This window comes from Hydrogenibacillus schlegelii (genome assembly GCF_001653195.1).
Taxonomy (GTDB): Bacteria; Bacillota; Bacilli; order Thermicanales; family DSM-22653; genus Hydrogenibacillus; species Hydrogenibacillus schlegelii.
Genome location: NZ_JXBB01000007.1, coordinates 12,504 through 37,469 on the forward strand (window position 1 = coordinate 12,504; position 24,966 = coordinate 37,469).

23 protein-coding genes are annotated in these 24,966 nt (G+C 67.5%); 20 read left to right on the forward strand and 3 right to left on the reverse strand.

Annotated features, from left to right (window positions below; genetic code table 11):
- The first annotated feature begins 19 nt into the window (after positions 1-19).
- The 11 genes from SA87_RS03265 to SA87_RS03315 all read left to right on the forward strand — a co-directional run bounded on the left by SA87_RS03265 (position 20) and on the right by SA87_RS03315 (position 12,434).
- A complete protein-coding gene (locus SA87_RS03265) occupies positions 20-598 on the forward strand; it encodes a hypothetical protein (RefSeq protein ID WP_066441447.1) in 579 nt (192 codons plus the stop codon).
- A 205-nt stretch (positions 599-803) separates the two neighbouring features.
- The gene (locus tag SA87_RS03270) at positions 804-2,465 is read left to right on the forward strand and encodes a hypothetical protein (protein WP_156516482.1); all 1,662 of its coding nucleotides are present in this window, start codon (positions 804-806) and stop codon (positions 2,463-2,465) included.
- Between the two features lie 120 nt (positions 2,466-2,585).
- Positions 2,586-3,500, forward strand: a complete 915-nt coding sequence (locus tag SA87_RS03275; RefSeq protein WP_169793261.1) for a polysaccharide deacetylase family protein — start codon at positions 2,586-2,588, stop codon at positions 3,498-3,500.
- Positions 3,501-3,788: 288 nt separating this feature from the next.
- On the forward strand, positions 3,789-5,021 hold the full coding sequence (gene metK, locus SA87_RS03280; protein ID WP_066199134.1) for a methionine adenosyltransferase: 1,233 nt from the start codon (positions 3,789-3,791) through the stop codon (positions 5,019-5,021).
- Positions 5,022-5,357: 336 nt separating this feature from the next.
- Positions 5,358-6,569 (forward strand): sensor histidine kinase, encoded by a 1,212-nt coding sequence (locus tag SA87_RS03285; protein WP_082718161.1) that lies wholly within the window; start codon positions 5,358-5,360, stop codon positions 6,567-6,569.
- 8 nt (positions 6,570-6,577) lie between these two features.
- Positions 6,578-7,264: a response regulator gene (locus SA87_RS03290; protein WP_169793262.1), complete on the forward strand. Its 687-nt coding sequence runs from the start codon at positions 6,578-6,580 to the stop codon at positions 7,262-7,264.
- A 49-nt stretch (positions 7,265-7,313) separates the two neighbouring features.
- Positions 7,314-7,685, forward strand: coding sequence for a hypothetical protein (locus SA87_RS03295; protein ID WP_066199151.1), 372 nt, complete (start codon positions 7,314-7,316; stop codon positions 7,683-7,685).
- Positions 7,686-8,053: 368 nt separating this feature from the next.
- Positions 8,054-8,911, forward strand: a complete 858-nt coding sequence (locus SA87_RS03300; protein ID WP_066199155.1) for a DegV family protein — start codon at positions 8,054-8,056, stop codon at positions 8,909-8,911.
- A gap of 181 nt (positions 8,912-9,092) precedes the next feature.
- On the forward strand, positions 9,093-10,232 hold the full coding sequence (mnmA, locus tag SA87_RS03305) for a tRNA 2-thiouridine(34) synthase MnmA (RefSeq protein WP_281180919.1): 1,140 nt from the start codon (positions 9,093-9,095) through the stop codon (positions 10,230-10,232).
- A 158-nt stretch (positions 10,233-10,390) separates the two neighbouring features.
- Positions 10,391-11,152 carry a glucosamine-6-phosphate deaminase gene (nagB, locus tag SA87_RS03310; RefSeq protein WP_245637634.1) on the forward strand — a complete coding sequence of 254 codons (762 nt, stop codon included), beginning with the start codon at positions 10,391-10,393 and terminating at the stop codon, positions 11,150-11,152.
- Between the two features lie 46 nt (positions 11,153-11,198).
- Positions 11,199-12,434 (forward strand): M15 family metallopeptidase, encoded by a 1,236-nt coding sequence (locus SA87_RS03315; RefSeq protein WP_066199158.1) that lies wholly within the window; start codon positions 11,199-11,201, stop codon positions 12,432-12,434.
- A gap of 93 nt (positions 12,435-12,527) precedes the next feature.
- Here the strand turns inward: SA87_RS03315 and SA87_RS03320 are convergent, their stop codons facing one another.
- Both SA87_RS03320 and SA87_RS03325 read right to left on the reverse strand, forming a co-directional pair.
- Positions 12,528-13,235 carry a peroxiredoxin gene (locus SA87_RS03320; protein ID WP_066199163.1) on the reverse strand — a complete coding sequence of 236 codons (708 nt, stop codon included), beginning with the start codon at positions 13,233-13,235 and terminating at the stop codon, positions 12,528-12,530.
- 315 nt (positions 13,236-13,550) lie between these two features.
- Positions 13,551-14,666: an undecaprenyldiphospho-muramoylpentapeptide beta-N-acetylglucosaminyltransferase gene (locus SA87_RS03325; RefSeq protein ID WP_066199165.1), complete on the reverse strand. Its 1,116-nt coding sequence runs from the start codon at positions 14,664-14,666 to the stop codon at positions 13,551-13,553.
- Between the two features lie 167 nt (positions 14,667-14,833).
- Here SA87_RS03325 and SA87_RS03330 point away from each other — a divergent pair, with 167 nt between their 5' ends.
- The 6 genes from SA87_RS03330 to SA87_RS03355 all read left to right on the forward strand — a co-directional run bounded on the left by SA87_RS03330 (position 14,834) and on the right by SA87_RS03355 (position 21,712).
- The gene (locus SA87_RS03330; protein WP_066199173.1) at positions 14,834-16,150 is read left to right on the forward strand and encodes an RNA-guided endonuclease InsQ/TnpB family protein; all 1,317 of its coding nucleotides are present in this window, start codon (positions 14,834-14,836) and stop codon (positions 16,148-16,150) included.
- A 220-nt stretch (positions 16,151-16,370) separates the two neighbouring features.
- Positions 16,371-16,775, forward strand: coding sequence for a metal-sensitive transcriptional regulator (locus SA87_RS03335; RefSeq protein WP_082718145.1), 405 nt, complete (start codon positions 16,371-16,373; stop codon positions 16,773-16,775).
- A 45-nt stretch (positions 16,776-16,820) separates the two neighbouring features.
- A complete protein-coding gene (locus SA87_RS03340) occupies positions 16,821-18,359 on the forward strand; it encodes an HD domain-containing protein (RefSeq protein WP_066199178.1) in 1,539 nt (512 codons plus the stop codon).
- A gap of 73 nt (positions 18,360-18,432) precedes the next feature.
- Entirely contained in the window at positions 18,433-18,942 is a 510-nt protein-coding gene (locus SA87_RS03345) for a hypothetical protein (protein ID WP_066441273.1), read from the forward strand.
- 171 nt (positions 18,943-19,113) lie between these two features.
- On the forward strand, positions 19,114-20,880 hold the full coding sequence (locus SA87_RS03350) for a 2-oxoacid:acceptor oxidoreductase subunit alpha (protein WP_245637635.1): 1,767 nt from the start codon (positions 19,114-19,116) through the stop codon (positions 20,878-20,880).
- Positions 20,846-21,712, forward strand: coding sequence for a 2-oxoacid:ferredoxin oxidoreductase subunit beta (locus SA87_RS03355; RefSeq protein ID WP_415579189.1), 867 nt, complete (start codon positions 20,846-20,848; stop codon positions 21,710-21,712). Before SA87_RS03350 ends, SA87_RS03355 begins: the two co-directional genes overlap by 35 nt.
- An 88-nt stretch (positions 21,713-21,800) precedes the next feature.
- Here SA87_RS03355 and SA87_RS03360 read toward each other — a convergent pair whose 3' ends face one another.
- Entirely contained in the window at positions 21,801-22,148 is a 348-nt protein-coding gene (locus SA87_RS03360) for a hypothetical protein (protein WP_066199185.1), read from the reverse strand.
- A gap of 80 nt (positions 22,149-22,228) precedes the next feature.
- Here SA87_RS03360 and acpS point away from each other — a divergent pair, with 80 nt between their 5' ends.
- The 3 genes from acpS (at position 22,229) to alr (ending at position 24,957) form a co-directional block, all read left to right on the forward strand.
- On the forward strand, positions 22,229-22,645 hold the full coding sequence (gene acpS, locus SA87_RS03365; RefSeq protein ID WP_066199190.1) for a holo-ACP synthase: 417 nt from the start codon (positions 22,229-22,231) through the stop codon (positions 22,643-22,645).
- 27 nt (positions 22,646-22,672) lie between these two features.
- On the forward strand, positions 22,673-23,692 hold the full coding sequence (locus SA87_RS03370) for a LolA family protein (protein WP_082910457.1): 1,020 nt from the start codon (positions 22,673-22,675) through the stop codon (positions 23,690-23,692).
- Between the two features lie 89 nt (positions 23,693-23,781).
- Positions 23,782-24,957 (forward strand): alanine racemase, encoded by a 1,176-nt coding sequence (alr, locus tag SA87_RS03375; RefSeq protein ID WP_066441266.1) that lies wholly within the window; start codon positions 23,782-23,784, stop codon positions 24,955-24,957.
- The last annotated feature ends 9 nt before the right edge of the window (positions 24,958-24,966 follow it).

The following is a 24,966-nucleotide window of genomic DNA, read 5'->3' on the forward strand; positions in this document are numbered from 1 at the left end:
GCGGAAGGGTGACGGACGGATGACGATGCGAACGCGGCTTCGGGCGCTCGGGGCGGGACTTCTCCTGATCGGCGTCGCCTCGTTGGCATACGCCGACGCGAACGCCGGCATCCCCGGCTCGGCGGACGATCCGCTCGTGACGAAAAGCTACGTGGACGAGAAGCTCGAGGCGCTTCGGGCGGAGCTGCGGGGGACGGCGCCTTCTTCCGGCGCCGGGTCGAACGCGCCGGCCGGCGCGCCGACTTCCGGGAGCGGCTCGGGAAGCGGAAGCTCCGGCGCTTCGGGCGGGGGCGCCGCGGCCACGGCGATGCCGTACCAGGTGCTCGCCCTCAAGCCGGGGGACATCCTCCGCGGCGGAAGCGGGACGATGCTCATCGTCCGGACGGGGAAGGCGCTCGCCATCGGCAATGCCGGCGGCAACGGCCTGTCGGACGTGACGGCCGGGATCGACGTCAAGGACGGCCAGCCGGTCAAATACGACCATCTGCTCGTCGTGCCGTCGAAGGACGGCCGGGGCATCCGGGTCGTCGGCGACGCGACGTGCTACGTCACCGTCTGGGGGCCGTATGAGATCGTTCGCGGCGGGTCGGGGCGCTGAGCGGGCGCATAAGCGGCGATCGAGCGGCGTCGAGCGGGCGCATGAACGACGATCGGGCGGCGCCGGGCGGTTTTACGGAAACCCCCGGCGAAAGCCCCGGAATTCATGCCGGGGAGGCGGTCCGGGGCTCGGCGCCGGGACAGGCCCGTGAAGACGCCGGCGCCGCAAGAAACCGCAAGAAACCGGGTGAAGACGCGTGGCGCTCATGAAGCGATGGGCCGACCGGCTGATCGTCGCCGGCCTGGCCGCCTTCGGGCTTGCGGCGATCGTCGGGACGGTGCGGCACTTCGGCGGCATCGTCGCCCTGGGCGGGGCGGCGCCGGCCGCCGGCGGAGCGGCCGCGGCCGGCGCCGGGTTCTGGCTCATTTGGCGAATGAGCCGCCTTCCGGCCCGCTTCGTCGTCCCGGCGGCGATGCTCATCGCCTTTGGCCTTCGGGCGGTCTGGATCGCGACGGTGCCGACGGCGCCGGTGTCCGATTTCCGAACGATGGCGGAAGCGGCGCGGGCGGTGGCGGGAGGCGACGTCGGTCCGCTTCGTTCGGAGTATTTTCAATTGTGGACGTACCAGGTCCCGTTCGTCCTGGGCGAGGCGGCGCTTTTTCGTCTGTTCGGGCCGGATCTCGCCGTTTTGAAGTGGGCCAACGCCGTCGTCCTGGCCCTCCTTCCGGCCGTCGGCTACGCCCTCGGCCGCTCGGCCGCCGGCGGCGGGCGGTCCTTCGGCGCCGGGCAAACGCGCCGGGCGGGCGGCGCGCCGGCGGGGCCTCCGGCAGACGGCACGGCGGAAGCCGGCGCTCCGGAGCCCGGATCTCGAGACGGTGGGGTCGATGCGCCGGAAGTCGGAGGGACGGATCCCGGACCCCGGCACGGTGCGGTCGGCGCGGCGGGAGCCGGGGCGACGGAGGCCGAACCTCGGGACGGCGCGGCGGAAGCGGAAGCGGCGGAGACGGCGGGCAAGCTGGCGGCGCTTCTTTTGGCCGTCTACCCGTCGACGGTGATGATGGCGAGCGTGCTTACGAATCAGCACCTGGCGGCGCTTTTGGCGTACGGGGGGCTGTTCGTCTGGGGGCGGGCGCTTCGGCGCTTAAGCGGCGGAAAGGGAGGTCGCGCCCTCATGCTGACGGGAGCGGCGGGGGCGCTTTTGGCCGCCGGCGATCTCGTCCGGCCGATCGGGATCGTCTTCGTCGCCGCCGCCGTGACGGGCGCCCTTCTATTCGCCGGCGAGCGACCGAGGCTGTCCGGAAAAGAAGGTCGCGCCCGATTCGGTTTTTTCGGGCGGCTCGGTCTTGCCCTCGGGCTTGTCGCCGTCTTTTTCGCCGGGCGCACCGCCGTTTCGGTCGTCCTCGTCACGACCGGCGTGACCGACCGACCCCTCGGCAATCACGAGCCGCTCTGGAAGTTCGTCGCGGGTCTCAACCGGGAGACGATCGGGCACTTTTCCCGGGCGGATTACGAGGCGGTGATGGGCCTTCCGGCCGGCGAGGCCCGGTCGGCCTTCGAGCGGGCGCTCATTGCCGAGCGGCTTCGGGCGCCGGGGCTGGGGGCGTTTTTCATGGAGAAGGCGGCGTATCTGTGGGGGTTTCCCGATCAGGCGCCGATCTGGAGCGGCTGGGCGCCGCCGAAGCCGGTGCTGGCGGCGGCGCTCGCCTTCGAGCGGGTCCTCTTTCTCCTTGCGGTCCTTGGGCTCTCGGCGTTCGGTCGCCTGCGGCGACCGGAGATCGGCCCGGGAGGGGCCGTCCTCGCCCTCTTTCTCCTCGGCTATGCGGCGGCGCACCTCGTGATCGAAATCCAGGTGCGCTACCGCTACGACGCGCTCCCGGCGCTCCTTGCCCTCGGGGCCGTCGGGTGGACGAAGCGCCGGCGAAAGTGACGTTCGCCGGCCCCAAAAAGCGAAACGGCTCGAAGAAGCCAAAACGCGTTGGAGGAGCGAGGGGCAATGCTCGAATCCGGTCGGGGGCCCGGTCGACGAAAGAGGAGAAAATGGGCGGTCTTGCTCGCGCCGGTCGTCCTGATCTTGCCGTGCTGGATTTTGGGACCGCCGGCCGCGGCGGGTTTTTCCGGCGCTCCGCCTTCCGGCGGGGATGCTCACTCTGTCTACTATCAAGATAAAGTCGCGGTGCTCATGTTTCATCACCTCGACGAGACGTTCCGTTCCCCAGTCACCATCACGCCGCGGCAATTTGAAGACGATCTGGCCATGCTCAAAGCCAAAGGCTACCATGTGATCTCGATGGAACAATTTCGAGCGTGGCTGGAAGGGAAGGCTCCGGTGCCGCCGAACGCCGTTTTGCTGACGTTTGATGACGGCTACGACAGTTTTCGGACGATCGCCGTTCCGCGTTTAAAAAAATACGGGATGACGGCCACTAATTTTCTGATCGTGAGCTTTGCAGAGCGGCCACGCCGTTCGGCGGCTTTATCGTATCTGGATTGGCAGGCAATTGAAAATTTGTATCGAGAGGGTTTTGATTTTTACTCTCATACGTACAACATGCATGATTTGGTCATGGTGCGAGGATGTCCACACCCTTGCGGCAGTGCCCTGACACACCGGCTTTATTTAAGCGATCGTCATCGGATGGAGACGACCCAAGCGTATCGCCGGCGGATTCAAGAAGACCTGTTCGCGGCCAAGCAGGCGCTGGAACAGCACCTGAGCGCGGGCGAAAGGCGCCATGAAGAGCGCTTTTTCGCCTATCCGTACGGCGAAACGAACGCGGATGTGGTGGCGGTGCTTAAAGAGCTGGGATACCGCTGGATGTTTACGACAAGGCCCGGTCTCGTCACGCGGACGTCCGATCCGGTCCGCCTGCCGCGGATCAACGCCGGAGCGCCGGACATCACCGCCGAAAAACTGGAGCAGCGCCTTCGGTCGCTGGCCGGGCGGCATCCGGCGCTGCCTTGACAGGCGTTCGGGGGTAGGATACAATCTCTAGACAGTTATGGCGCCGGAGACACGCGGACGAAGCTGCGCCTTTTCCTCTGTGGCCGGGGGAAGGCGCTTTTTCGTTCGTTTGGGTGCCTGATCGTCGCGGGTTTTGTCGGCTGCGCCCCTTGGAGCGTTGCGCTGCGGCTTTTGGAGCGTTGCGTTTCGCTTTTTGAAGCGTGTCAGCGAGCACCGCGTTCTCGCCCGGGCCGGCCTTTCGAGCCGGAGCCGCGTCGGTTTTTCAATCCGCAGAAGGGAGGCCCCGTCATGCGCCACCTGAAAGGCCGCCATCTGTTCACCTCCGAATCGGTCACCGAAGGCCATCCGGACAAGATGTGCGATCAGATCAGCGACGCCATCCTCGACGCCGTCCTCGCTCAGGACCCGAACGCGCGCGTGGCGATCGAGACGACGGTGACGACGGGGCTCGTCCTCGTCGTCGGCGAGATGACGACGTCCGGCTACGTCGACATTCCCAAGGTCGTCCGGGATACGGTCCGGGAGATCGGCTACACCCGGGCGAAGTTCGGCTTCGACGCCGACACGTGCGCGGTGCTCACGTCCATCAACGAGCAGTCCCCCGACATCGCCATGGGCGTCGACCGGGCGCTCGAGGCGCGGGAAGGGCAGATGAGCGAAGACGAGATCGAAGCGATCGGCGCCGGCGACCAGGGGCTCGTTTTCGGCTTTGCCGTCAATGAGACGCCGGAACTGATGCCCCTTCCGATCGCCCTCGCGCACCGTCTCGCTCGGCGGCTCGCCGAAGTGCGGAAGGACAAGACGCTCCCGTACCTCCGGCCGGACGGAAAGACGCAGGTGACGGTCGAGTACGACGGGCCGAAGCCGGTCCGGGTCGATACGATCGTCGTCTCCGCCCAGCATGACCCCGACGTCGATCAGGCGACGATCCGCCGGGACATCCTCGAGCACGTCATCCGGCCGGTCGTGCCGGCGGCGTATCTCGACGCAGAGACGAAGTACTTCATCAACCCGACCGGCCGCTTCGTCCTCGGCGGCCCCCAGGCGGACGCGGGGCTGACGGGCCGGAAGATCATCGTCGACACGTACGGCGGCTACGCCCGCCACGGCGGCGGCGCCTTTTCCGGCAAAGATCCGACGAAGGTCGACCGCTCGGCCGCCTACGCCGCCCGCCACGTGGCGAAAAACATCGTCGCCGCCGGCCTTGCCGACATGTGCGAGGTGCAGATCGCCTACGCCATCGGCGTCGCCCGCCCGGTGTCGATCCGCGTCGATACGTTCGGCACGGGGAAGGTGCCGGAAGGGGTGCTCATCCGCCTCATCGAGCGGCACTTCGACCTCAGGCCGGCCGGCATCATCCGCCGTTTCGACCTCCGGCGACCGATCTACCGCCAGACGGCCGCCTACGGTCATTTCGGCCGGACGGACCTCGATCTTCCGTGGGAGCGGACGGACGTCGCCGAGGCGCTCCGGCGGGACGCCGAAGCGTACGTAAGCGGCGCCCAGGCGGGGAACCTCTGAAGGGCCGTCGCCCGGCGGGGGCGATCTCCGTCAAAGGTCGCACTGGCGAAAGGGCGCCCTCCGCCAGGGGGCCGTCCGTTTGGGCTTGTCGTCTGCCTCGGCCGGGCGTCGCCCGCCGGGCGCCGTTTCCGCCTCAGGATCGCTTCCGGCCGCCGATCGCCCGATCGGCGGCCGGAAGCGTTTTTTGCGCGTTTCTTGTCGTCTGCAGGCGAAATTTGGGAAGAGTTGCCTAGGCCATTCGGGGGATGAAAATTTAAAAAATGCGCCACATGGCCGGCAGACGGCATTCTATCAATGTGATACAATGAAGGCGATGCCGACGAGGTGATCGCCTTCATGGATCGGTGGTCGGAGAACGGAGCGCAGTCCGCCAGCCGGGCCCTCGACCGGGTGCTCCGGCGGGCGATCGAGACGATGGAGATGAGCCGCGATCAGATCTATGAGATCGCGGAGCACGCCCGGGAAGAATACGAGGCGCTCAAAAAGGAGCTCGACGCCGTCCGGGAGGACGTCCGGCGGCACATCGCGCAAAACGACGCCCTGGAACGGGAAGTCAAGAAAATGCGCCGCCGCCTGATGGAGGTGAGCCGGCACTTTCACCGCTACCGGGAGCCGGACATCCGGGAGGCGTACGAGGCGGCCCACCGGGCGCAGATGGCCCTCACGCTCAACCGAGAAAAGGAAATTTTTTTGCGCAAACGGCGGGATGAGCTCGAACTTCGCCTGAAAAACCTCGAGCGGACGCTCGAGAAGGCGGACCGGCTGCTCGCCCAGGTGAGCGTCGTCTTGAGCTACCTGCAGGGGGACATCGCCCGGATGACGGAGGCCCTCGCCTCGGCGGAAAGCGGGCAGCTTTTCGGCCTCAAGATCATCGAAGCGCAAGAGGAGGAACGCCGCCGGGTCGCCCGGGAGATGCACGACGGGCCGGCCCAGTCGCTCGCCCACGTCATCCTGCGGCTCGAGATCATCGAGCGGACGCTCGATGGCGGCGATCTGAACGCCGTCCGGGCGGAGCTTCTGGCGCTTCGGGAAAGCGTGCGGCGGTCGCTGGCCGACGTGCGGCGGATCATCTACGACCTTCGGCCGATGGCCCTCGACGACCTCGGCCTCGTGCCGGTGGTCAAGCGCCTCGTTGAAGAGTATAACGAAAAATATCCTTTTTACATCGAATTTCAGGTGCACGGGCGGGAAGAGCGCCTGAAGCCGATGATCGAGGTGGCCCTGTTTCGCATGATCCAGGAGGCGCTGAACAACGTCGTCAAACATGCCGAGGCGACCCTGGTCCAGATCGTGTTGGAATTTTTGCCGCTCAAAGTGCGCCTCCGGATCAAGGACAACGGCAAAGGCTTTGACCTCGAGGCGCTCAAGGATCGGCCGACGTTCGGCCTCATGGGCATCCGGGAGCGGGTCAAGCTCCTCCGCGGTGAGATCGACATCCAGACTCGCCCCGGCGCCGGGACGGATCTCCGGATCGAGGTGCCGATCTACGATCAGGGGACCGGAACGGCAAAAGGGCCGGAAGATAAGACAGAGAGGGACGACGGATGAGAGAGCGGCTGCCGATCCGCCTCCTGATCGCCGACGACCACACGCTGTTTCGGGAGGGGTTAAAGCGCATCCTCGAGATGGAAGAAGACCTGGAGATCGTCGGCGAGGCGGGGGATGGCGAAGAGGCGCTCCGGCTCGTGGAAGCGATTCGGCCGGACGTGATCCTCATGGACATCAACATGCCGAACCTAAACGGCGTCGAAGCGACGCGGGTGATCCACGAGCGGCATCCGGATGCCAAGATCATCGTCCTTTCGATCCATGACGACGCCCAGTACGTCTACCGGGCGCTCCAGCTCGGCGCCACGGGGTATTTGCTCAAAGAAGTCGACGCCTCGACGCTCGTCGAGGCCGTTCGGCTCGTGGCCCGCGGCGAAGGGTACATACATCCGCGGCTGACGCCGATGGTGATCAACGAAATGCGCCGCCTTCGTCGGCTGAGCGAAGGGCTCGTCGGCGAAGAGATCGTCGAGGGAGTCAAAAAGGCCGATCCGTGGCACCGCCTCACGGATCGGGAAAAAGAGGTGCTCCGGCTGATCGTCCGGGGGCTCACCAACCGGGACATCGGCCGGGCGCTCGGCATCAGCGACAAGACGGTGAAAAACCACATTTCGAGCATCCTGTCGAAGCTCCGCATTCCCGATCGAAAGCAGCTCATCATCCGAGCGCTCGAGGAAGACTGGCTGAAGCGCTGAACTGGTCCCGCTTCATCCCGCATAGACATGGGATGAGGAGGGATCGGCGATGACCGAGGCGCTGTGGATCGGCCTTGCGATGGCCGGCTGGCTGGTGCTTCTGGCGCTCATTTTCGGCGGCCTGGCCGTTCGGGCCGCCGGGCGGGATCGGGCGCTCATCATCCGCCTGGAAGCGAAAGACGCCGCCGGGGAGCTGGAGCATGTCGTCGGCAGCCTCGTCCGCTCCGCCCGGCGGCGGGGGGTGGCGATCACGCTGCTCGCCCGGGACGGCGGTTCCCGGGATGAGACGCCCCGGATGCTGGAGACGCTCGAGCGCCGCTACGCCGGCGCCGTCATCCGGGAACGGGCGCCCCGGCGGGAGGACGGCGTTCGGCGGGAGGCGGGGGCCGACCGCCGGGCCGACGCCGAGGGACGGAGGTAAGCGCCGAGGGGCGCGCTCCGGTTTTGCGGCGCTTCGAGATTTGATACAATCCGGATAAACGAAAGCGCCTTCCGGCGGGCGCCGGCGACGGATTCCGGCGGAAAGCCGCGGCGGTTCGCCTCGGCAAGCGGCCGCGGAGCGTTTCGGCGAGAAGCCGCGGTGCGCCTCGGCAAGCGGCCGCGGCGCGCCTCGGCAAGTGGCTGCGGTGCGTTTCGGCGAGTAGCCGCGGTGCGCCTCGGCAAGCGGCTGCGGCGCGCTTCGGCGAGAAGCCGGCGATGGGCCAGATGGAGCGAAGGCCGGGAAGCGGAGCCGGAAACGGGGGCCCGGAAACCGAAGCCGGAAGGTGCGGACCGGGGAGGTCGGGCTCGTTGGCCCGCATCGCGTGGATTACCGATTCGACCGCTTACCTGGAGCCCGCGTTTGCGCAGGAAAAAGGGATTCACATCGTGCCGCTCAGCGTCGTCTTCGGCGACCGGAGCTATCGCGAAGGGGAGGAGATCGACGAGGCGACGTTTTACCGCCTCGTTCGGGAATCGCCGGCGCCGCCGACGACGTCGCAACCGTCCCTCGGCGATTTCGTCGCCTTGTACGAGCGGCTGAAGGCGGAATACGACGTCGGCATCGCCGTCCACCTCTCCGGCGGCATCAGCGGGACGGTGGAGACGAGCCGTCAGGGGGCGGCGATGGTCGGCTTTCCGGTCCACGTGATCGATGCGAAGATCACCACGTATCCGATGGCGTTTATCTTGAAGGCCGGGATCCGCCTCGCCGAAGCCGGCCGGCCGGTCGAGGAGATCGTCCGCCACATGGAGGACGTCCGGGACCGGATGCGGGCGCTTTTTCTCGTCCGCGACCTTTCTTATCTCCATCGGGGCGGGCGGCTGAACATGGCCCAGTACGTGGTGGGAAGCCTCCTTCAGGTGAAGCCGATCCTCCACTTCGTGGACGGCCGGATCGTGCCGCTGGAGAAGGTGCGGACGGAGAAAAAGGCCGTCGCCCGGGTGTTCGAGCTTTTCGACGAGGCGGTGCGGAATGTCCCGCGGGCCCGGGTGGCGATCATCCACGCCAACGTGCCGGAGGAGGCGCTCCGCTGGCAGGCGCGCCTCGGCGAGCGTTACGATCACCTCGACGTCGTCGTGTCGACGTTCGGTCCGGTCATCGCCACCCACGTCGGCGAGGGGACGATCGGGTTTGGCTGGTATCCGCTTCGGGAAGGCGAGGCGTGACCGGGCGGACGGGGCGGAAGGGCGCGCGTCTGAAAGGCGGACGGGGCGGAAGGGCGCGCGTCTGAAAGGCGCACGGAGCGGAAGCTCGGGGCCTCCGGACGGCGCGGTCGGGCGCCGGGCGAGGCGGTTTGCGAACGGGCGGTGTCGAACCGGGCGGGCGGTGTCGAAAGGAGGGAGGACGGTGGCGGAACGGGTCGTCGTCGGCATGTCGGGCGGCGTCGATTCGTCGGTGGCGGCGCTCCTTTTGAAGCGGGCCGGGTACGACGTCGTCGGCGTGTTCATGCGCAACTGGACGGAACCGGATGCCGCCGGCCGCTGCTCGGCGGAGGAGGATTTTGCCGACGTGCGGCGGGTGGCGGAGGCGATCGGCATCCCGTACTACGCGGTGAACCTGGAGGCGGCGTACCGGGAGAAGGTGTTCGCCTACTTCCTGGAAGAATACCGCCGGGGGCGGACGCCGAACCCGGACGTGATGTGCAACCGGGAGATCAAATTCGGCGATTTTATCGAAGAGGCCCTCAAGCTCGGGGCGGATTTCGTGGCGATGGGGCATTACGCCCGGGTGCGCCGGGAAGGCGGGCGGGTGCTCCTCCTCCGGGGCGTCGATGCGGCGAAGGATCAGTCGTATTTCCTCCACCAGCTGTCTCAGGCCCAGCTTTCCCGGGCGCTTTTTCCCATCGGAGCGCTCACGAAAGCGGAAGTGCGGCGGATCGCCCGGGAGGCGGGGCTCGCGACGGCGGACAAGAAAGATTCGACCGGCATCTGCTTCATCGGCGAGCGGGACTTCCGGCAGTTTCTGAAGACGTTCCTGCCGGCGCAGCCCGGCGAGATCGTGAACGTCGACGACGGCCGGGTCCTCGGCCGGCACGAGGGGCTCATGTACTACACCCACGGCCAGCGGCACGGCCTCGGGATCGGCGGCGGATTCGGGCCGGGGCCGTGGTTCGTGGCGGAAAAAGACCTCGTCCACAACCGGCTGTACGTGGCGGCGGGGCGGGATCACCCGGCGCTTTTCGCCACGGCGCTTCTCGCGGAAGACGTCCGCTGGATCGCCGGGGCGCCGCCGGATCGGGTCTTTCGGGCGACGGCGAAGTTCCGCTACCGGCAGCCGGACCGGCCGGTGGAGGTGGAGGTGCTGGACGAGCGTCGGGCCTTCGTCCGCTTCGAGGCGCCGGAACGGGCGATCACGCCGGGTCAGTCGGTCGTCTTTTATGACGGCGAGATCTGCCTGGGAGGCGGCGTGATCGATCGGGTGCGGCGGCCGTACTTCGAGGCGCGGCGTTCGGCGTTCGGCGACGTGTTCGATCGCGTCCTTTTGTGACGGCCGTCCGGAAAAAATGCAAAATGCGGCAGCACCGGTCGCTTCCGTCGGGTGTACACTGAGATCGGCCGCCGGCCGCTCGCCGGCCGCCCTTTCCCCGTGCCGGCTCCGATCGGGCCGGCTTCGGCTCGGGACGGGGCCGCGAAGCGGACGGGCCGATGCTGAAGCTTGGACCCGGAGAGGAAAATGCGATGGAGTGGATCGTCGTCCGGGACTACGACGCGATGTCCGAGGAGGCGGCCCGGCGGATCATCGAACGGATGAAGGCCCAACCCGATCTCGTGCTGGGACTCGCCACCGGATCGACCCCGGTCGGGACGTACCGGCGCCTCGTCGACGCGTTCCGGCGGGGAGAGATTTCGTTTGCCCGGGTTCGGACGGTGAACCTCGACGAATACGTCGGCCTCGCGCCGGACCATCCGCAGAGCTACGCCCGCTTTATGCGGGAGCAGCTGTTCGATCATGTCGATCTGCCGGCGGACGCGTGGGACATCCCCCGGGGGACGGCAGCCGACCTCGAGGCGGAATGCGCCCGGTATGAAGCGCACATCCGGGAACTCGGCGGCATCGATCTGCAGCTTCTCGGGATCGGCACGAACGGCCACATCGGCTTTAACGAACCGGGGACGCCGTTCGAGGCCCGGACGCATGTCGTGGCGCTCACCGCCTCGACCCGGGAGGCGAACGCCCGCTTTTTCGAGCGGCCGGAAGACGTGCCGACCCACGCGGTGACGATGGGCCTCGGGACGATCCTCGAGGCGCGGGAGATCCTCCTGCTCGCGAGCGGGCCGTCGAAACGGGAGGCGATCCGGCGCCTGTATCACGAGGGGCCGTCGCCGGATCTGCCGGCGTCGGCGCTGAAGCATCATCCGCGCGTCACCGTCATCGTCGACGAAGCGGCGGCGGCGGACATCCGCTGACGGCGGTCCGGCGCCGAAGTCCGGGGAAGGGCGGAGGTGAGGGAAGGTGAAGCGGTTTGCCGGAGCCGTCGCCGTCATCGGCGCGCTGGTTGTTGGGGTCGCCGGAGGAATCGCCGGATGGCGCTTCAGCTTGGCCGACGGGAACGACCGGGTCGGCCGACCGGCTTCCCCTGCGGCAAACCTTTCCGGTTTCGGCGAGGACGAAAAGCGAGGGCCGGCCGCCGGCGAGGCTTCCCCGGTCGGGGGGGAAGGAGGGGCCGGTGGGCCGATCGCTTCGGTTTCCGGCGGCGATCCTTCCGGCGGCGATCATCCGGCCGACGGGGATCGCCTCCCTCCTGCGCCGTCGCCCGACGCCGGTGGGAGCGCCGGGGCGCCGAAGCCCGGCCGCTCGGACGCCCCGGCGTCCGGCGCTTTGCCCCAAGGCGGGCCTCCCGGACCGGGGACGCCTGCGCCGGCGGCCGGAGCCGGTGAGGCGACGGCGGATCCGTTTGCGCTTCCGACGGCAGCGAAAGAAGTGCCGGATCCGCTGTCGCTCCTCGTCCTGGTGAACAAGGCCCACCGGCTGCCGCCGGATTTTCGCCCGCCGGATCTCGTTCCGGTCGCCATCCCCTTCGACAAGCCGGAAGGCGACGAGAGGCGGCTCATGCGCCGGGAGGCGGCTCGGGCGATCGAGGCGCTTGTTCGGGCCGCCGAAGCGGACGGGATTCGCCTCATCGGCGTGTCGGCTTTTCGTTCGTATGAGCTGCAAAAGCAGATTTTCCAAGCCAACGTGCGGCGGAAAGGCGAGGCGGAAGCCTTGAAGGTCAGTGCTCCGCCGGGGATGAGCGAACATCAGACGGGGCTCGCCATCGACGTCGCCGATCGGAGCGGCCGCTGCCTGCTCGAGCCGTGTTTTGGAGCGTCGGCGGCCGGCCGGTGGCTCCAGGCTCACGCGCCGACGTTCGGTTTCATCATCCGCTATCCCGAAGGCCAGGAATCGGTCACGGGGTACATGTACGAACCGTGGCATCTGCGCTACGTCGGCGTCGACGCCGCCCGGGCGATCGCGGAGCGGTACGGGACGCTGGAGGCGTATCTCGCCGCCCGGCCACCGGAGCGGGAGGTTTCGGCGCCGGCGGAGCACCGGGCCGACGGTTCGGCGGAACCGCAGGCGGCCGGATCCGCGGTCTTCCAGGGCGCCGGACCGCCGGAGCGCGGCGGGAGCGGTCCGCCGGAGCGGCCGGCGGAAGGGCCGCCCGCGCCGGATCCCGCCGCGCCTGCGCCGGATCCCGCCGCGCCGTAGCTTTCCTCCGGCCCTCGGTTCAGAAGAAAAACCCGCCCCAGGGCGGGCTTTTTTGCGCCGGAAAGCTTCCGGCTTGCGGGCGTCCGGTTCCGGTCAGCCGTCGCTCCGGCCGGTCGGCGGCCGGTAGCACATCCACCAGTCGTAGCACTGGATCTCGCCTTTTTTGAGCTGCTCCATCCGTTTCTGGATTTCGGCGACGGAGTCGGCCGGCGGGACGAAGACGTTGGCGCCGATCCACTCGTTGTGGGGCCAGTTGGCCGGCGTCGAGACGCGCTCTTCTTTGGCCACCCGGAGGGCTCGGAGGGCCCGGACGATTTCGGGGATGTTCCGGCCGACGTTTTCCGGGTAGGAGAGGATGAGGCGGACGATGCCCTCATCGTCGACGATGAAGACGGTCCGGACCGTGCGGGGGCTCGCCTTCGGCAACATGTTGAGCCGCCGGGCGACGTCGCCGAGGGGATCGGCGATGATCGGGAAGGTGATCGGGACGCCGAATTTTTGCTGGATCCATTCGACCCACTTCAGGTGGGCGTACACCTGATCGACGGAGAGGCCGATGAGCTCGGTGTTCATTTTCTGAAATTCCGGCAGGTGGCGCTGGAACGACAGAAATTCGGTCGTGCACACCGGCGTAAAATCCCCCGGGTGGCTGAAGAGGACGAACCACCGCCCCCGGTAGTGATCCGGCAGGGTGAGGGTGCCGTGGGTCGTCGCGACCGTCATCGACGGAAACGGATCCCCGATGACGAGCGGGCGGGGGGGTTCTTCCGAGGCGGCGGTCGGGCGGGCGCTATCGGCCATCCGCGTGTTCCCTCCTTAGACTTTTTCCCGACCCGTCTGTCCCCTCGGGTACGCCCGAAGGCGGGCGGATCGGGCCATCGTCACGCTTTCAGCCTATGCGAAGCCGCCCGTCAACGTGCCCGATCGTCCTGAGCAGCGGAAGCTTTGCCCGCGAACCGTTGGGATCTCCGCTTCCGGCGGTGCGGCGGTTCGGACAGGAAGGTTCCCCGGCGGTGGCGGATGCGTCGAAGGATCTACGCCGGCATGGCGCTTCGGACGGAGGAGGTCCTCCGGCGCGGGCGGATGCAGCGGGCGATCGCCTCCGGCATCGGCGGTTCAGTCGAGGGATGTCCCCCCGGCGTAGGCGGCGATGACGTCGGCCACGGCTTCCGGCCGGGCGATGAGCCCGTCCCGCGCCTCGAGCAGGCGGCGGCGGATCGCCTCGGCCTCCGCTTCAAGCGCCGTGACGGCCTGAAGGAGCGCCTCCGGCGTCACCGCCTCGTCGGGGAGCACGCGGGCGAGCCCCCGCCGCTCGAAAGAGCGGGCGTTTTCGATCTGATCGCCGCGGCTTTGCGCCCGGGAAAGCGGGACGAGGAGCATCGGGATGCTGAGGGCCGCGAGTTCAAAGATCGTGTTGGCGCCGGCGCGGCTTACGGCGAGGTCGGCGGCGGCAAAGAGGTGGGGAAGCTCCTCGCGGGCAAAGGCGAACTGGCAGTAGCCCGGCCGCCGCAAGGACGGATCGTACCCTTGCTCGCCGGTCAGGTGGATGATGGCGTAGCGGGCGAGAAAATCGTCGAGGCGCGCCCGGAGCGCTTCGTTGAGCTTCCGGGCGCCGAGGCTTCCGCCGGTGACGAGGAGGACCGGTTTGGCCCGCCCGGGCCGGGCCCGGTCCTCGGGCGACGAAAAGCCGCAGAGGCGGCGGCCTTCCTCCCGCCGGCCGTTCAAAAGCGCCTCCCGGACGACGCCGCCGACGAGGCGCACCCTCGGGTGCCGAAGGCGCGCTTTCGTCTCGGGAAAGGTGACGAGCACTTCCCGGACGAAGGGGAGTGCGATCCGGTTGGCGAGCCCCGGCGTGAGGTCCGATTCGTGGGCGACGACCGGAAGGCCCCGAAGACGGGCGGCGAGGACGACCGGAACGGCGACGAAGCCGCCTTTGGAAAAGACGACGTCGGGCCGGAGGCGGCCGAGCAGCCGGGCGGCTTCGACGACGCCGGCGGCGACGCGGAAGGGGTCTTTGAAGTTTTGCCAGTCGAAATAGCGCCGGAGCTTGCCGGTGGACACGGCGTAATACGGCACGTCGGCCGCGGCGGCGGCGAGGAGCCGGCGTTCGAGGCCGTCCCGCGAACCGATGTAGGCGACGTCGATCCCCCGCGCCCGGAGGTGGGGGATGAGGGCGAGGTTCAGCATGACGTGCCCGGCGGTGCCGCCGCCGGTCAGGACCGCTTTCGGCATGAGGGCCCAAGGCTCCTTTCCGGATATCCGGATCGAATTCTGGCTGGATTGCGCCTTTCATTATAGTACGCCGCGGGAAGACCCGCCTTCTTCAGAGGGCGGGATGATAGCGGCGATTGAGCACTTGTTCGAATTTCAGTATCCTTAAACTTAAGGAGGTGAAAGGCATGGCCTGGAGTTCCGCCTCCCATCCCGATCGACTGCTGCTCACCCGGCAGTTTCCGATCGGACCGGACCGCCTGCCGGAGTTCGCACCGATCATGCAGGCGGCCAACCGGATCTGGAATTCGTGCGTCTGGCATTCGCGGGAGATCCGGGAAAAAGAAAACCGGTGGCCGAACGAAGGGGAACTGAAGGCCAAATTCAAGTTCTTCGCATCCTGGAAGGAACTCCACTCCCAGTCGGCTCAGGCGGTGGTGGAAGAGTACTTTGAGGCCGTCTCCGGCTACCGGAAGCACCGGGAAAACGGTCACGAGGAAATGCAGCCCCCGGATTTCAAGCCAAAGAAGCATCTTCGGACGGTCACCTGGAAAAAGCAGGGCTTTGACGTCCGACCGGACGGCCTTGGGCTGAAGCGATCGCGGGGAAAAGATCCCGTTTCGGTTCCGCTGCCTGCGGGATGGAACGTCATCGTCCTGCCGGATGGACAAAGCATCACCGGGACTCCGGTCGAGGTCAAGGTGAAGGCGATCGTCCGTCGCCGGAAGGTGGAAAACCTCATCCTCCACGTGACCTTCGATCTCGGGGTCGTGCCGGTCCGCCCTGAGGCGGGGCCCGTTGCGGCGTACGACTACAACGCGGCCATGCTTGCCCGGGCGACCTCCGCCGGTGTGCTGGATCTTTTCGTCGGCCGCGAACTCCTGGCCCAGATCCAGTACCGCAACAAGGTGCTGGCGGAATTTCAGGCGAAGCTGAGCCGCCTCAGGGAAGGATCGCGGCGCTTTCGCCGGCTTCAGGCGGCCAAAGGCCGGGTGCTTGAAAAGCTCGATCGCCGGATCCGGCACATGGAGCACGCCCTGACGAAAGCGCTGGCCGAACTCGACCGTAAAGAAGGCATCGCCGTCGCCGTCCTCGGCGATCTGACCGGCCTTCGCCGCTCCGCCAGAGCCGGGATGAAAGGGAAGAAGGCCAGTCAGAAGATCAACCAGATGGCCTACGATCGCCTCGGCTCCCAGCAGGGGTACAAAAACCTCATGCGCGGGATTCGGACGATCTTTCTTCCCGAAAAGTACACGTCATCGACCTGTTACGCCTGCGGCCGGCGGGACCCGTCGTCGAGAAGACATCGCGGGCACTGGAAGTGCAGGCGATGCGGCTTCTCTTTGCAGGCGGATCTGAACGGCGCCGGGAATTTGCTGAAACGCCGGTTCACGGGCGACCGCATCGATCTTCCGGCGCCGGTGCCTGTCCGTGTGATCCGGCACTGGCGCTGGGACAGGCGGCATAACCGCTTTGTGCACGTATCGTCAAGGGCCGGGGCCTGAGGCCCGGTACCTGACGTAGTCGGGACCCCGGTGACGGTCCCCTCCGCAGGCAAGAAGCCTGCGGTGTAACCCGGCAGGACATCCTGCCGCCAGGAAGCCCTTCCCTTTCAGGGGGAGGGAGAAAGTCACGCCATATCCACTTTGTACGCGCCGCCGGCGCCTTGTATACCGGTGGGGAGCATGTTAGAATCGAGGAAAAGGCAAGCGGCGGGGGACTTCGATGGACGAACAGCGCAATCTGAACCCGCCCGTCGCGTCGACCGGCGCCGACCCGCGTCCCGACCGGGTAGCGCCGGAGGCCGGCGAGGCGGGGGCCCTCACCTGCCATCTCCCGAGCGGCCGACGGGGCAAGATCTCGCCGCAGCTTCGCCGGGATCTCGAGCGGCGGATGAACCGCATCGAGGGGCAGGTTCGGGGCATCAAAGGGATGATCGACGCCGGCGCGTACTGTGACGACATTCTGCATCAGATCACGGCGGCGCAAAACGCCCTGTCGGCGGTGGCCCGTCTGATCCTGGAGAGCCACATCCGCACGTGCGTCATTCCGCGCCTGAAGGAAGACGATCCGGACATCCTGGAGGAGTTTTTGCGGACGGTCCGGGCGATGATGCGGACCGGCGTCTAGGCGCGCCTTGCGGCGATCGGGCGCGGCGCGAAGCGGGAGGCCGCCATGAAGACCATTCGCGATCCGGTCCACAACCTGATCCAGTTCGACCTGAAGACGGAAGGCCTCATCGTCCGGCTGATCGACACGCCGGAGTTCCAGCGGCTCCACCACATCCGCCAGCTCGGCCTTTCGTTTTTCACCTATCCCGGGGCGACCCACACCCGCTTCAGCCACTCCATCGGCGTGGCCCACCTCATGAAGCGGTTCGTCGACCGGCTGCTCGCCGATGAGGGGGCGCGCCGGGCGGCGCCCGGCGGCGAGCGCCTGAAGGAAGATCGGCTGCTTGCCATGGCGGCGGCGCTTTTGCACGACATCGGCCACGGGCCGCTCTCTCACGCCATCGAGGCGGTGACGGGGGTCCACCACGAGGCGTGGAGCCGCCTCATCGTCACCGGCGGCACGGCCGTCACCCGCGTGCTCGAAGCCGAACGGCCGGGGCTTGCCCGGGAGGTCTCCGACGTCATCGGCCGCTCCCACGCCAACCGGGCGATCGTGAAGCTCCTCTCCAGCCAGCTCGACGTCGACCGGACGGACTATCTCCTTCGGGACGCCCACATGACGGGCGCCCGCTACGGCGCCCTCGACCTGGAGTGGCTCATCCACTCCCTCCGCCTCGGCGTGTCGGTCCCTCGGGAGGGGAGCGTCGAGGCGGAAGTCGGCCTCGACCTGGAAAAGGGGCTCAGCATCGCGGAAGATTTCATGATGGCCCGCTTCTACATGTACCGCCACGTCTATCTGCACAAGACGACCCGGGCGGCGGAACTCATGGTCCAGCATCTGTTGCTGCGGGCGGCGGAACTCGCCGAGGCGGGGGCGCTTACGCTGCCGCCGGCGCTCGGGGCGGTGCTCGCCCTCCGGTCCCGCCGGGATCCGGAGCAGGCGGCGGAGGCGATCCTCGGGGCGTTCCTCACCTTGACCGACGCGACGGTGTGGTCGGCGTTTTTCGACTGGCAGGAGCACCCCGACCCCGTCCTTCGGACGCTCAGCCGTCGCCTCATCGCCCGGGACCTCTACAAAGCGCTTCCGCTCCCGGAAGGGGGCCTGCCGACGGATCGCCTCTACGAACTGCATGAGGAAGCGGCCGAGCGCCTGCGCGCCCATGGCCTCGCCGGATTGGACGGCCGGCCGATTCCCGGCCGATATGCCCTTTTCCTCGACACCGAAGAGACGATCCCGTACAAAGATCCTTATCTTCTGCCGGCCGGCCGGCGGCCGGCGGAAACGACGGCGGGCGGCGGTTCGGACAAAGAAAGCGGCGCTTCGGCGGGCGGCGCCGGCGGGACGGGGGTCGGGGAGGTCCCGGCGCCGGCGAAGGACGATGCCCGGGCTCGGGGGGGCGAAAGCGCCGCGGCGCCGGCGGACGGCGACGCCGAGTCGACGGTCGCCGTCTGGATGATCGACCGGGAGGGCCGGGCGGTGGAGCTTTCCCGGGCGTCGGAGCTCATTCGTTTTCTCCGGGAGCACCGGCACGCCTACCGGCGGGTGTACGTCCCGCGGGAGATCCGGGAAGAGATGGCCGCGCGGCTTCGGGCGCTCCGTTAAAAAGGCCAAAAAACGGCGGCGCCGGCGCCCGGCCGGAAGACGCCGATATCACCGCGGGAAGGGGGGATCGGGGATGGTCGACGTGTTTCGCTCGACCCATGCCCTGCTCAAGATGCTGTCCATCGCGCCGATCGTCGGCCGGAAGAGACTTCAGAAGACGGTGCATCTTCTGAAAGTCTCCGGCGCGCCGTTTCCCTACCCCTTTCAGTACCATCACTTCGGGCCGTACGCCCACACGCTGCAGGAGGCGATCGATCGGCTCGTCGAAGACGGCCTCGTCGAAGAGCGGACGGGCCCGGACGGGTACGAATACCGCCTGACGGAGCGGGGGCGGTCGTTTTTGGCCCGGCTCGAGGCGGACGGGTACCGCTTTCCGATCGACGCCGAGCTCTACCGGTCGCTCATCGCCGAACCGGCGTCGTTTCTGGAGGTGCTCTCCACCTACGCCTATTTTCGCCAGGCGGGCCTTGCGCCGGAGGCGGCCGAGGCCAAAGTGGCCGCGCTCAAGCCCCACCTGGCCGCCCTCCTTCCGGCGGCGGCGGCAGCGTACGCCGCCCGCCTGGAAGGCCGCGCCGGCGGATGACCGCCGGCTTTTGATTTGCCCGCGAAGGGGAGCTGTTTTAAGGAAAGATGTATTTCTGTCATATTGCCCTTCTGCCGCCTTTCCTCTACAATAAACGTAGGAATGCAAAAGGTGTATCAAACACGGGCGCGATCTGTACTGATACACCGAACCGGAAAGGAGGCGGCGGGCGTGGAGACGATCCGCACCCTCGAGTGGAAGGTCGGCGGCCAGCAGGGCGAAGGCATCGACTCCACCGGGGAGATTTTTGCCCGGACGCTCTTTCGTTACGGCTACTATGTGACGACGTACAAGCAGTTCATGAGCCGGATCAAAGGCGGACACACGAACTACAAGCTTCGGGCGACGCCGTACCCGACGCAGCACGCCGGCGACTTCGTCGACATCTTGCTGGCCCTCGACGACGAGACGATTCCGATCAACCGCCACGAGCTTCGGCCCGGCGCGATCGTCATCCAGGAAGGGAAGGAGACGGCGATTCGGGAAGAGGACGGGTATCTTCTTGCCGTCTTTCCGTTGAAAGCGATTGCAACGGAGCTCGGAAACCCCCTCGCAAAGAACATGATCGCCCTCGGCATGAGCGGCGCCCTCGTGTCGCTGCCGGTGGAAGAGTTTTACGCCTTCATCGAGAAGCAGTTTGAGAAAAAAGGGGAAAAAGTCATCGCCTCCAACAAGGCGGCGGTCGACAAAGGCTACGCCCTCGTCCGGGAGCACCTCGCCGATCGGATGAAGCGCCTCGAGCCGCTTCCGCGGTCGACCGAGCGGCTCTACATCTCCGGGAACGAAGCGACGGCGTTCGGCAGCTTCATGGCCGGCTGCCGCTTCCTCTCGGCGTACCCGATCACGCCGGCGTCGGAGATCATGGAGTGGATGGCGGCGCACCTTCCGGCGGTCGGCGGGACGATCCTCCAGGTGGAAGATGAGATCGCCGGGATCACCTTTGCCGTCGGAGCGGCGTACGCCGGCGCCCGGGCGATGACGTCGACGTCGGGCCCCGGGATGTCCCTGAAGACGGAAGCCCTCGGGATGGCGGCGATGAGCGAGACGCCGATCGTCATCGTCGACTCCCAGCGGGCGGGCCCGTCGACGGGGCTGCCGACGAAGCACGAGCAGAGCGACCTTTTCCACATGCTGTTCGCCACCCACGGCGAGATCCCGCGGATCGTCGTCTACCCGTCGAGCATCGAGGACGCGTTCTACGTCGCCGCCGAAGCGTTCAACCTGGCGGAGCGGTATCAGACGCCGGTCATCCTCGCCCTCGACCTCGTCCTTTCGATGAACCGGACGACGATCCCGCGGATCGACGCGAAGCGGGTGCCGATCGACCGGGGGAAGATCGTCACGCCGGAGGAAGCGAAGAAGTACGGCGAGTTCATCTTCAAGCGCTACCGCTTCACCGAAGACGGCATCTCGCCGCGGGCGCTACCGGGCAACCCCTACGGCGTCCATACGGCAAGCTCGAACGAGCACGGCGAGGACGGCTACATCACGGAAGATCCGGTCATCCGGACGAAGATCATGCAGAAGCGGATGGAAAAGGTGAAGACGGCCCGCCTGAGCCGCCCGTTTTACGTCCAGGACGGCGAGGCGGACGTCATGCTCGTCGGCGTCGGTTCGGCCCGAGGCGTGATCGAGGAGGTCGCCCGGCGGCTTCGGGAAGACGACGGCGTGACCGTCGGCGGGCTCTTCATCCAGCAGCTGAAGCCGCTTCCGGTGGAAGAACTTCGGCCCTATCTCGCCGGCAAGCGGATGATCATCACGGTGGAAAACAACTACTCCGGTCAGCTCCTGCAGTGGCTCCGGCAGCATTTCCCGATTCACGACCGGTCGACGGCCATCACCCAGTACGACGGAAATCCGTTCCGGGTGACGCGGGTGGCCGGGGAAGTCAAGGAGGTGCTCGATCGTGTCCGTCGAGCTCAAGAAGCCCACGCTTAAAGATTACAAGGGCGACCAGCCGACGTGGTGCCCGGGCTGCGGCCATTTCAGCGTGATGGCCGGCCTGCAGCGGGCTCTCGTCAACCTCGGCCTCCACCCCCACGAGGTGATCATCGTCTCCGGCATCGGCTGCTCGAGCAAGCTGCCGGAGTACACCCGCGCCTACGGTTTCCACACGATCCACGGCCGGGCGCTTCCGGTCGCCCAGGGGGCGAAGCTGGCGGCGCCGGAGATGCACGTCATCGTCACCGGCGGCGACGGCGACGGCTACGGCATCGGCGCCGGGCACTTCGTCCACGCCGTCCGGCGAAACATGGACATCACTTACCTCGTCATGGACAACAGCATCTACGGCCTGACGAAGGGCCAGACGTCGCCGACGAGCCCCCACAACTTCGTCAGCAAGACGACCGTCAAGGGGAACAAAGAATACCCGATGGACGGGCTTTCGATCGCCCTCGCGAACGGGGCGACGTTCGTCGCCCAGGCCTTCTCCGGTGACGTGAAGCGCATGACGGAGATCATCGAGGCGGCGATCAAGCACAAGGGCTTTTCGCTCGTGAACGTCCTTTCGCCGTGCGTGACGTACAACAAGGTGAATACGTACGACTTCTACCGCGAGCACCTCGTCGACGTGCCGGAGCCGCTCCCGACGCGGGAGGAGGCGATCCGGGTCGTGAAGGAGCACGGCGGCCACGTTCACGGCATCCTCTACGTCGAAAAGCGGCCGGACTTCCAGACCCTCCTCGGCATCGACTGGAAGATGCGGGACATCGCCGCCGGTCCGATGGACGAGGCGACGATCCGGGAGATCGAAGCGGAGTTCATGTGAACCGAGGCGGGGCAAAGAGGATCCGAGCAAGTAACGCAAAGCGCCGCGGCATGACGCTGCGGCGCTTTGCGTTTGCGGTTCGGCGATCTCAGCCGACGTACGTCGTCAAAAATTCCCCCTGGATGGCGTAGTAGAGGGTGTTCAGCTCGGCGATCTTCCGGGCGACGGCGCCGGCCCGCTCGAGGGCCTCGAAAAACGCCGCGTCGTCCGTCTCGCCCGCCGCTTCGGCTTCCCGAAAGAGGGCGAGGTAACGGGCCTCGAGGGCCCGGATGCGGTCCGGGATGAGGCCGCTCAGCTTTTCCAGCTCGAGGGCGAGGGCGTCTTTTTCCGCCGGGGTGAACGCCTCGACGGGCTTTTTGAGCCGCGGGATCTTGAGCCCGAGGTCCGCGTCATCGACGAGCTCGAACGCCGCTTCCGGACGGTCGTGGGCTGCCATGGCCTGACTCCTTTTTTCGGTTGCGTTCTTTTTTATACACTCAGTATACCACACGGAAAAACGTCCGGGAGGGAAGGCGCGTGATCGTCGGCGTCGGCATCGATCTGGTCGACCAGGCCCGCCTCGCCCGCCTGCTCGAACGCCGTCCGCGCTTCATCGAGCGGGTGCTCACGCCGGCGGAACGGGCGGCGCTTCCGGCCGAGGGGCGGCGCCGGCTGGAGTTCATCTCCGGCCGCTTTGCGGCCAAGGAAGCCCTGGCGAAGGCCTTCGGAACGGGCATCGGCGGGCGGTTTTCCTTTCAGGACATAAGCCTCCTTCCGGGCCCCGGCGGCCGTCCGGCGGTCCGGGCGGAGGGGGACCGGTTGAAGGCGGCGCTCGGCGCCCCGGGCGACGTCCGGATTCACGTCGCCATTTCCCATGAGCGTTCCCACACCGTCGCCGTGGCGATCGTCGAGCGGTGGTCTAGCGCCCCCCGCTTGGACATAGACATGGGATGACGAAGTCCTCGGGAAGGGGTGGAGCGCGTGGCCCGACGGTGGACGGCGCGCATGGTGTGGGCGCTTTTGGCCTTTCTGACGGTGCCGGGCATGCTCGCCGGATGCGGCGGCAAGAAAGACGCCGAGGGGGTGCTTCAGGACCTCGAGCGGAAGGCGAAGTCGATTCAGGGGTATCGGGCGGAAGGGACGCTCACCATCGCCACAGGCGCCCATCCGGTCGACTATGCCGTCGAAGTCAAGCATTTGAAGCCGGCGTACTACCGCGTGTCGCTTTCGAATGCCGCCGGCGGCATCCGGCAGGTGATCGTCAAAAACGACGACGGCGTCTTTGTCGTCACGCCCAACCTCGGGAAGACGTACCGCTTTCAGAGCCGCTGGCCGGAAAACCAGAGCCAGGTCTACCTCTTCGAGTCGCTCGTCCGGAGCATCGCCGCCGACGGCGCCCGCGTGTTCGAGGCGGCGGACGACGGCTACGTCTTCCGGGTGAAGGCCGAATATCAGAATCGCCTCCTTTCGACGCAGAAGATCTGGTTCGACAAGCGGACGCTCGCGCCGAAGCGGGTGGAAGTGCTTGACGCCGACGACCGCCCCCTCGTCGTGCTCGTCTTTTCCCGGTTCGAGTGGAATCCGCCGCTTCGGCCGGAGGATTTCAAGCCCGACGCCGCCGGAGAAAAGCCGTCTTCGTCGGCCGGTGAGACGGCTCCCGCCTCGGCCGGCGTCGAGTACCGGGAGCCTCTCTGGCGGCCGCCGGGGACGGAGCTCGTCGGCGTGGAGAAAAAACCCGACGGGAGCTACACCCTCACCTACGGCGGGGCCTTTCGCCTCACGATCTCGGCCCAGCCGGCCCGGGCGGTGGAGGTGGTGGCGCCGAGCGGCGAGCCGGTGTGGCTTTCCGGCGGGGCGATCGGCGTCCTCACCCGGATCGGCGAGCTCACGACGCTCCGGGTGACCGCCGGCGGCGTCGACTACAAGCTCACGACGGTCGACCTGGCCCGGGAGGACCTCCTCCGGGTCGCCGAGTCGCTCCTCGCCCCGGCGGAAAAATAGCGGCCATCCGGCCGCGGCCTCCTTGCCTCTTCTCCCCGATTCGCGGTAAGATGAAGAAACGAATGCCTTGCCGACGAGGAGAGAGGCCCGTGAGCCGGATCGCCTGCCGTTCGACGACGATCGTTCTCGACCTTTCGGCCCTCCGGCACAACCTGCAGACGATTCGCGCCCGCCTGCCGCAGGGGACCGGCGTCATTGCCGTGGTGAAGGACAACGCCTACGGCCACGGCGCCCGGGAGATCGCCGAGGCGGCCCTCAGGGCCGGGGCCGGAGCGCTGGCGGTGGCCACGGTCGGCGAGGCGCTGGAGCTTAGGGCGGCGGGGATCGGCGCGCCGGTGCTCGTCTTCGGCCCGTATGCGGCCTCGTGCGTCGCCGATGCCCAGGCGCAGGGGCTGACGCTCACCGTGTTTGACCGCCATCAGGTCGACCTCATCCGGCAGGGGCTCTCCCCGCTCCTTCCGCCCCTTCGGGTGCACCTCAAGGTCGACACGGGGATGCGCCGCTACGGCTTTCGTTCGCCGGACGAGGCGGCGGACGCCGTCCGGGCTTTGCGAAGCCTCGGCCGGGTGGAGGTCGAAGGGCTCTACAGCCACTACGCCGCCGCCGACGATCTGGACGGCGACTCGGCGGACGGCCAGTTTGCCCGCTTTCAGGCGATGGCGGCCGCCCTCGGGGAGGCGGGGCTTCTGCCGCCGGTGCTCCATTTTTCCAACAGCGCGGCCGCCCTCCGCTATCCGGAGCGGAGCCTTTCGGCCGTCCGGCTCGGCATCGCCCTCTACGGCCTTTCGCCGGCGCCGGGCTTTTTGGAGCGCCTCGGGATCGCGCTCCGGCCGGTGCTTACGCTTCGTTCGTCGATCGCTCAGGTGGTCGAGGTGCCGGCCGGCACGGCGGTGAGTTACGGCGGCACGTACGTCGCCGACCGCCCCCGGCGCCTGGCGACGGTTCCGGTCGGGTACGGCGACGGGTACGATCGGCGGTTTTCGAACCGCGGCGAGGTGCTCGTCCGGGGGCGCCGGGTGCCGGTCGTCGGCCGGGTGACGATGGACGCGATCGTCGTCGACGTGACCGACGTGCCGCAGGCAGCGCCGGGGGAAGAGGTCGTCGTCATCGGCCGGCAGGGGTCGGAGGCGATCACCGCCGAGGCGCTGGCGGAAGCCCTCGGGACGATTCCGTATGAAGTGGTGACGCGGCTTTCCCGGCGGATTCCGCGGGTCGTCGTCGAGGGCGAAGCAGACGGCCCCGCGGCCGGCGCGGTCGGGGCATAATGCCGTCGC

Excerpts from the sequence above, each read along its gene's own strand:
- SA87_RS03265 (WP_066441447.1), top strand. The coding sequence starts at position 20 with ATGACGATGCGAACGCGGCTTCGGGCGCTCGGGGCGGGACTTCTCCTG.
- SA87_RS03270 (WP_156516482.1), top strand. The coding sequence starts at position 804 with ATGAAGCGATGGGCCGACCGGCTGATCGTCGCCGGCCTGGCCGCCTTC.
- metK (WP_066199134.1), top strand. The coding sequence starts at position 3,789 with ATGCGCCACCTGAAAGGCCGCCATCTGTTCACCTCCGAATCGGTCACC.
- SA87_RS03285 (WP_082718161.1), top strand. The coding sequence starts at position 5,358 with ATGGATCGGTGGTCGGAGAACGGAGCGCAGTCCGCCAGCCGGGCCCTC.
- SA87_RS03295 (WP_066199151.1), top strand. The coding sequence starts at position 7,314 with ATGACCGAGGCGCTGTGGATCGGCCTTGCGATGGCCGGCTGGCTGGTG.
- nagB (WP_245637634.1), top strand. The coding sequence starts at position 10,391 with ATGCTGAAGCTTGGACCCGGAGAGGAAAATGCGATGGAGTGGATCGTC.
- SA87_RS03320 (WP_066199163.1), bottom strand. The coding sequence starts at position 13,235 with ATGGCCGATAGCGCCCGCCCGACCGCCGCCTCGGAAGAACCCCCCCGC.
- SA87_RS03325 (WP_066199165.1), bottom strand. The coding sequence starts at position 14,666 with ATGCCGAAAGCGGTCCTGACCGGCGGCGGCACCGCCGGGCACGTCATG.
- SA87_RS03330 (WP_066199173.1), top strand. The coding sequence starts at position 14,834 with ATGGCCTGGAGTTCCGCCTCCCATCCCGATCGACTGCTGCTCACCCGG.
- SA87_RS03335 (WP_082718145.1), top strand. The coding sequence starts at position 16,371 with ATGGACGAACAGCGCAATCTGAACCCGCCCGTCGCGTCGACCGGCGCC.
- SA87_RS03340 (WP_066199178.1), top strand. The coding sequence starts at position 16,821 with ATGAAGACCATTCGCGATCCGGTCCACAACCTGATCCAGTTCGACCTG.
- SA87_RS03345 (WP_066441273.1), top strand. The coding sequence starts at position 18,433 with ATGGTCGACGTGTTTCGCTCGACCCATGCCCTGCTCAAGATGCTGTCC.
- SA87_RS03360 (WP_066199185.1), bottom strand. The coding sequence starts at position 22,148 with ATGGCAGCCCACGACCGTCCGGAAGCGGCGTTCGAGCTCGTCGATGAC.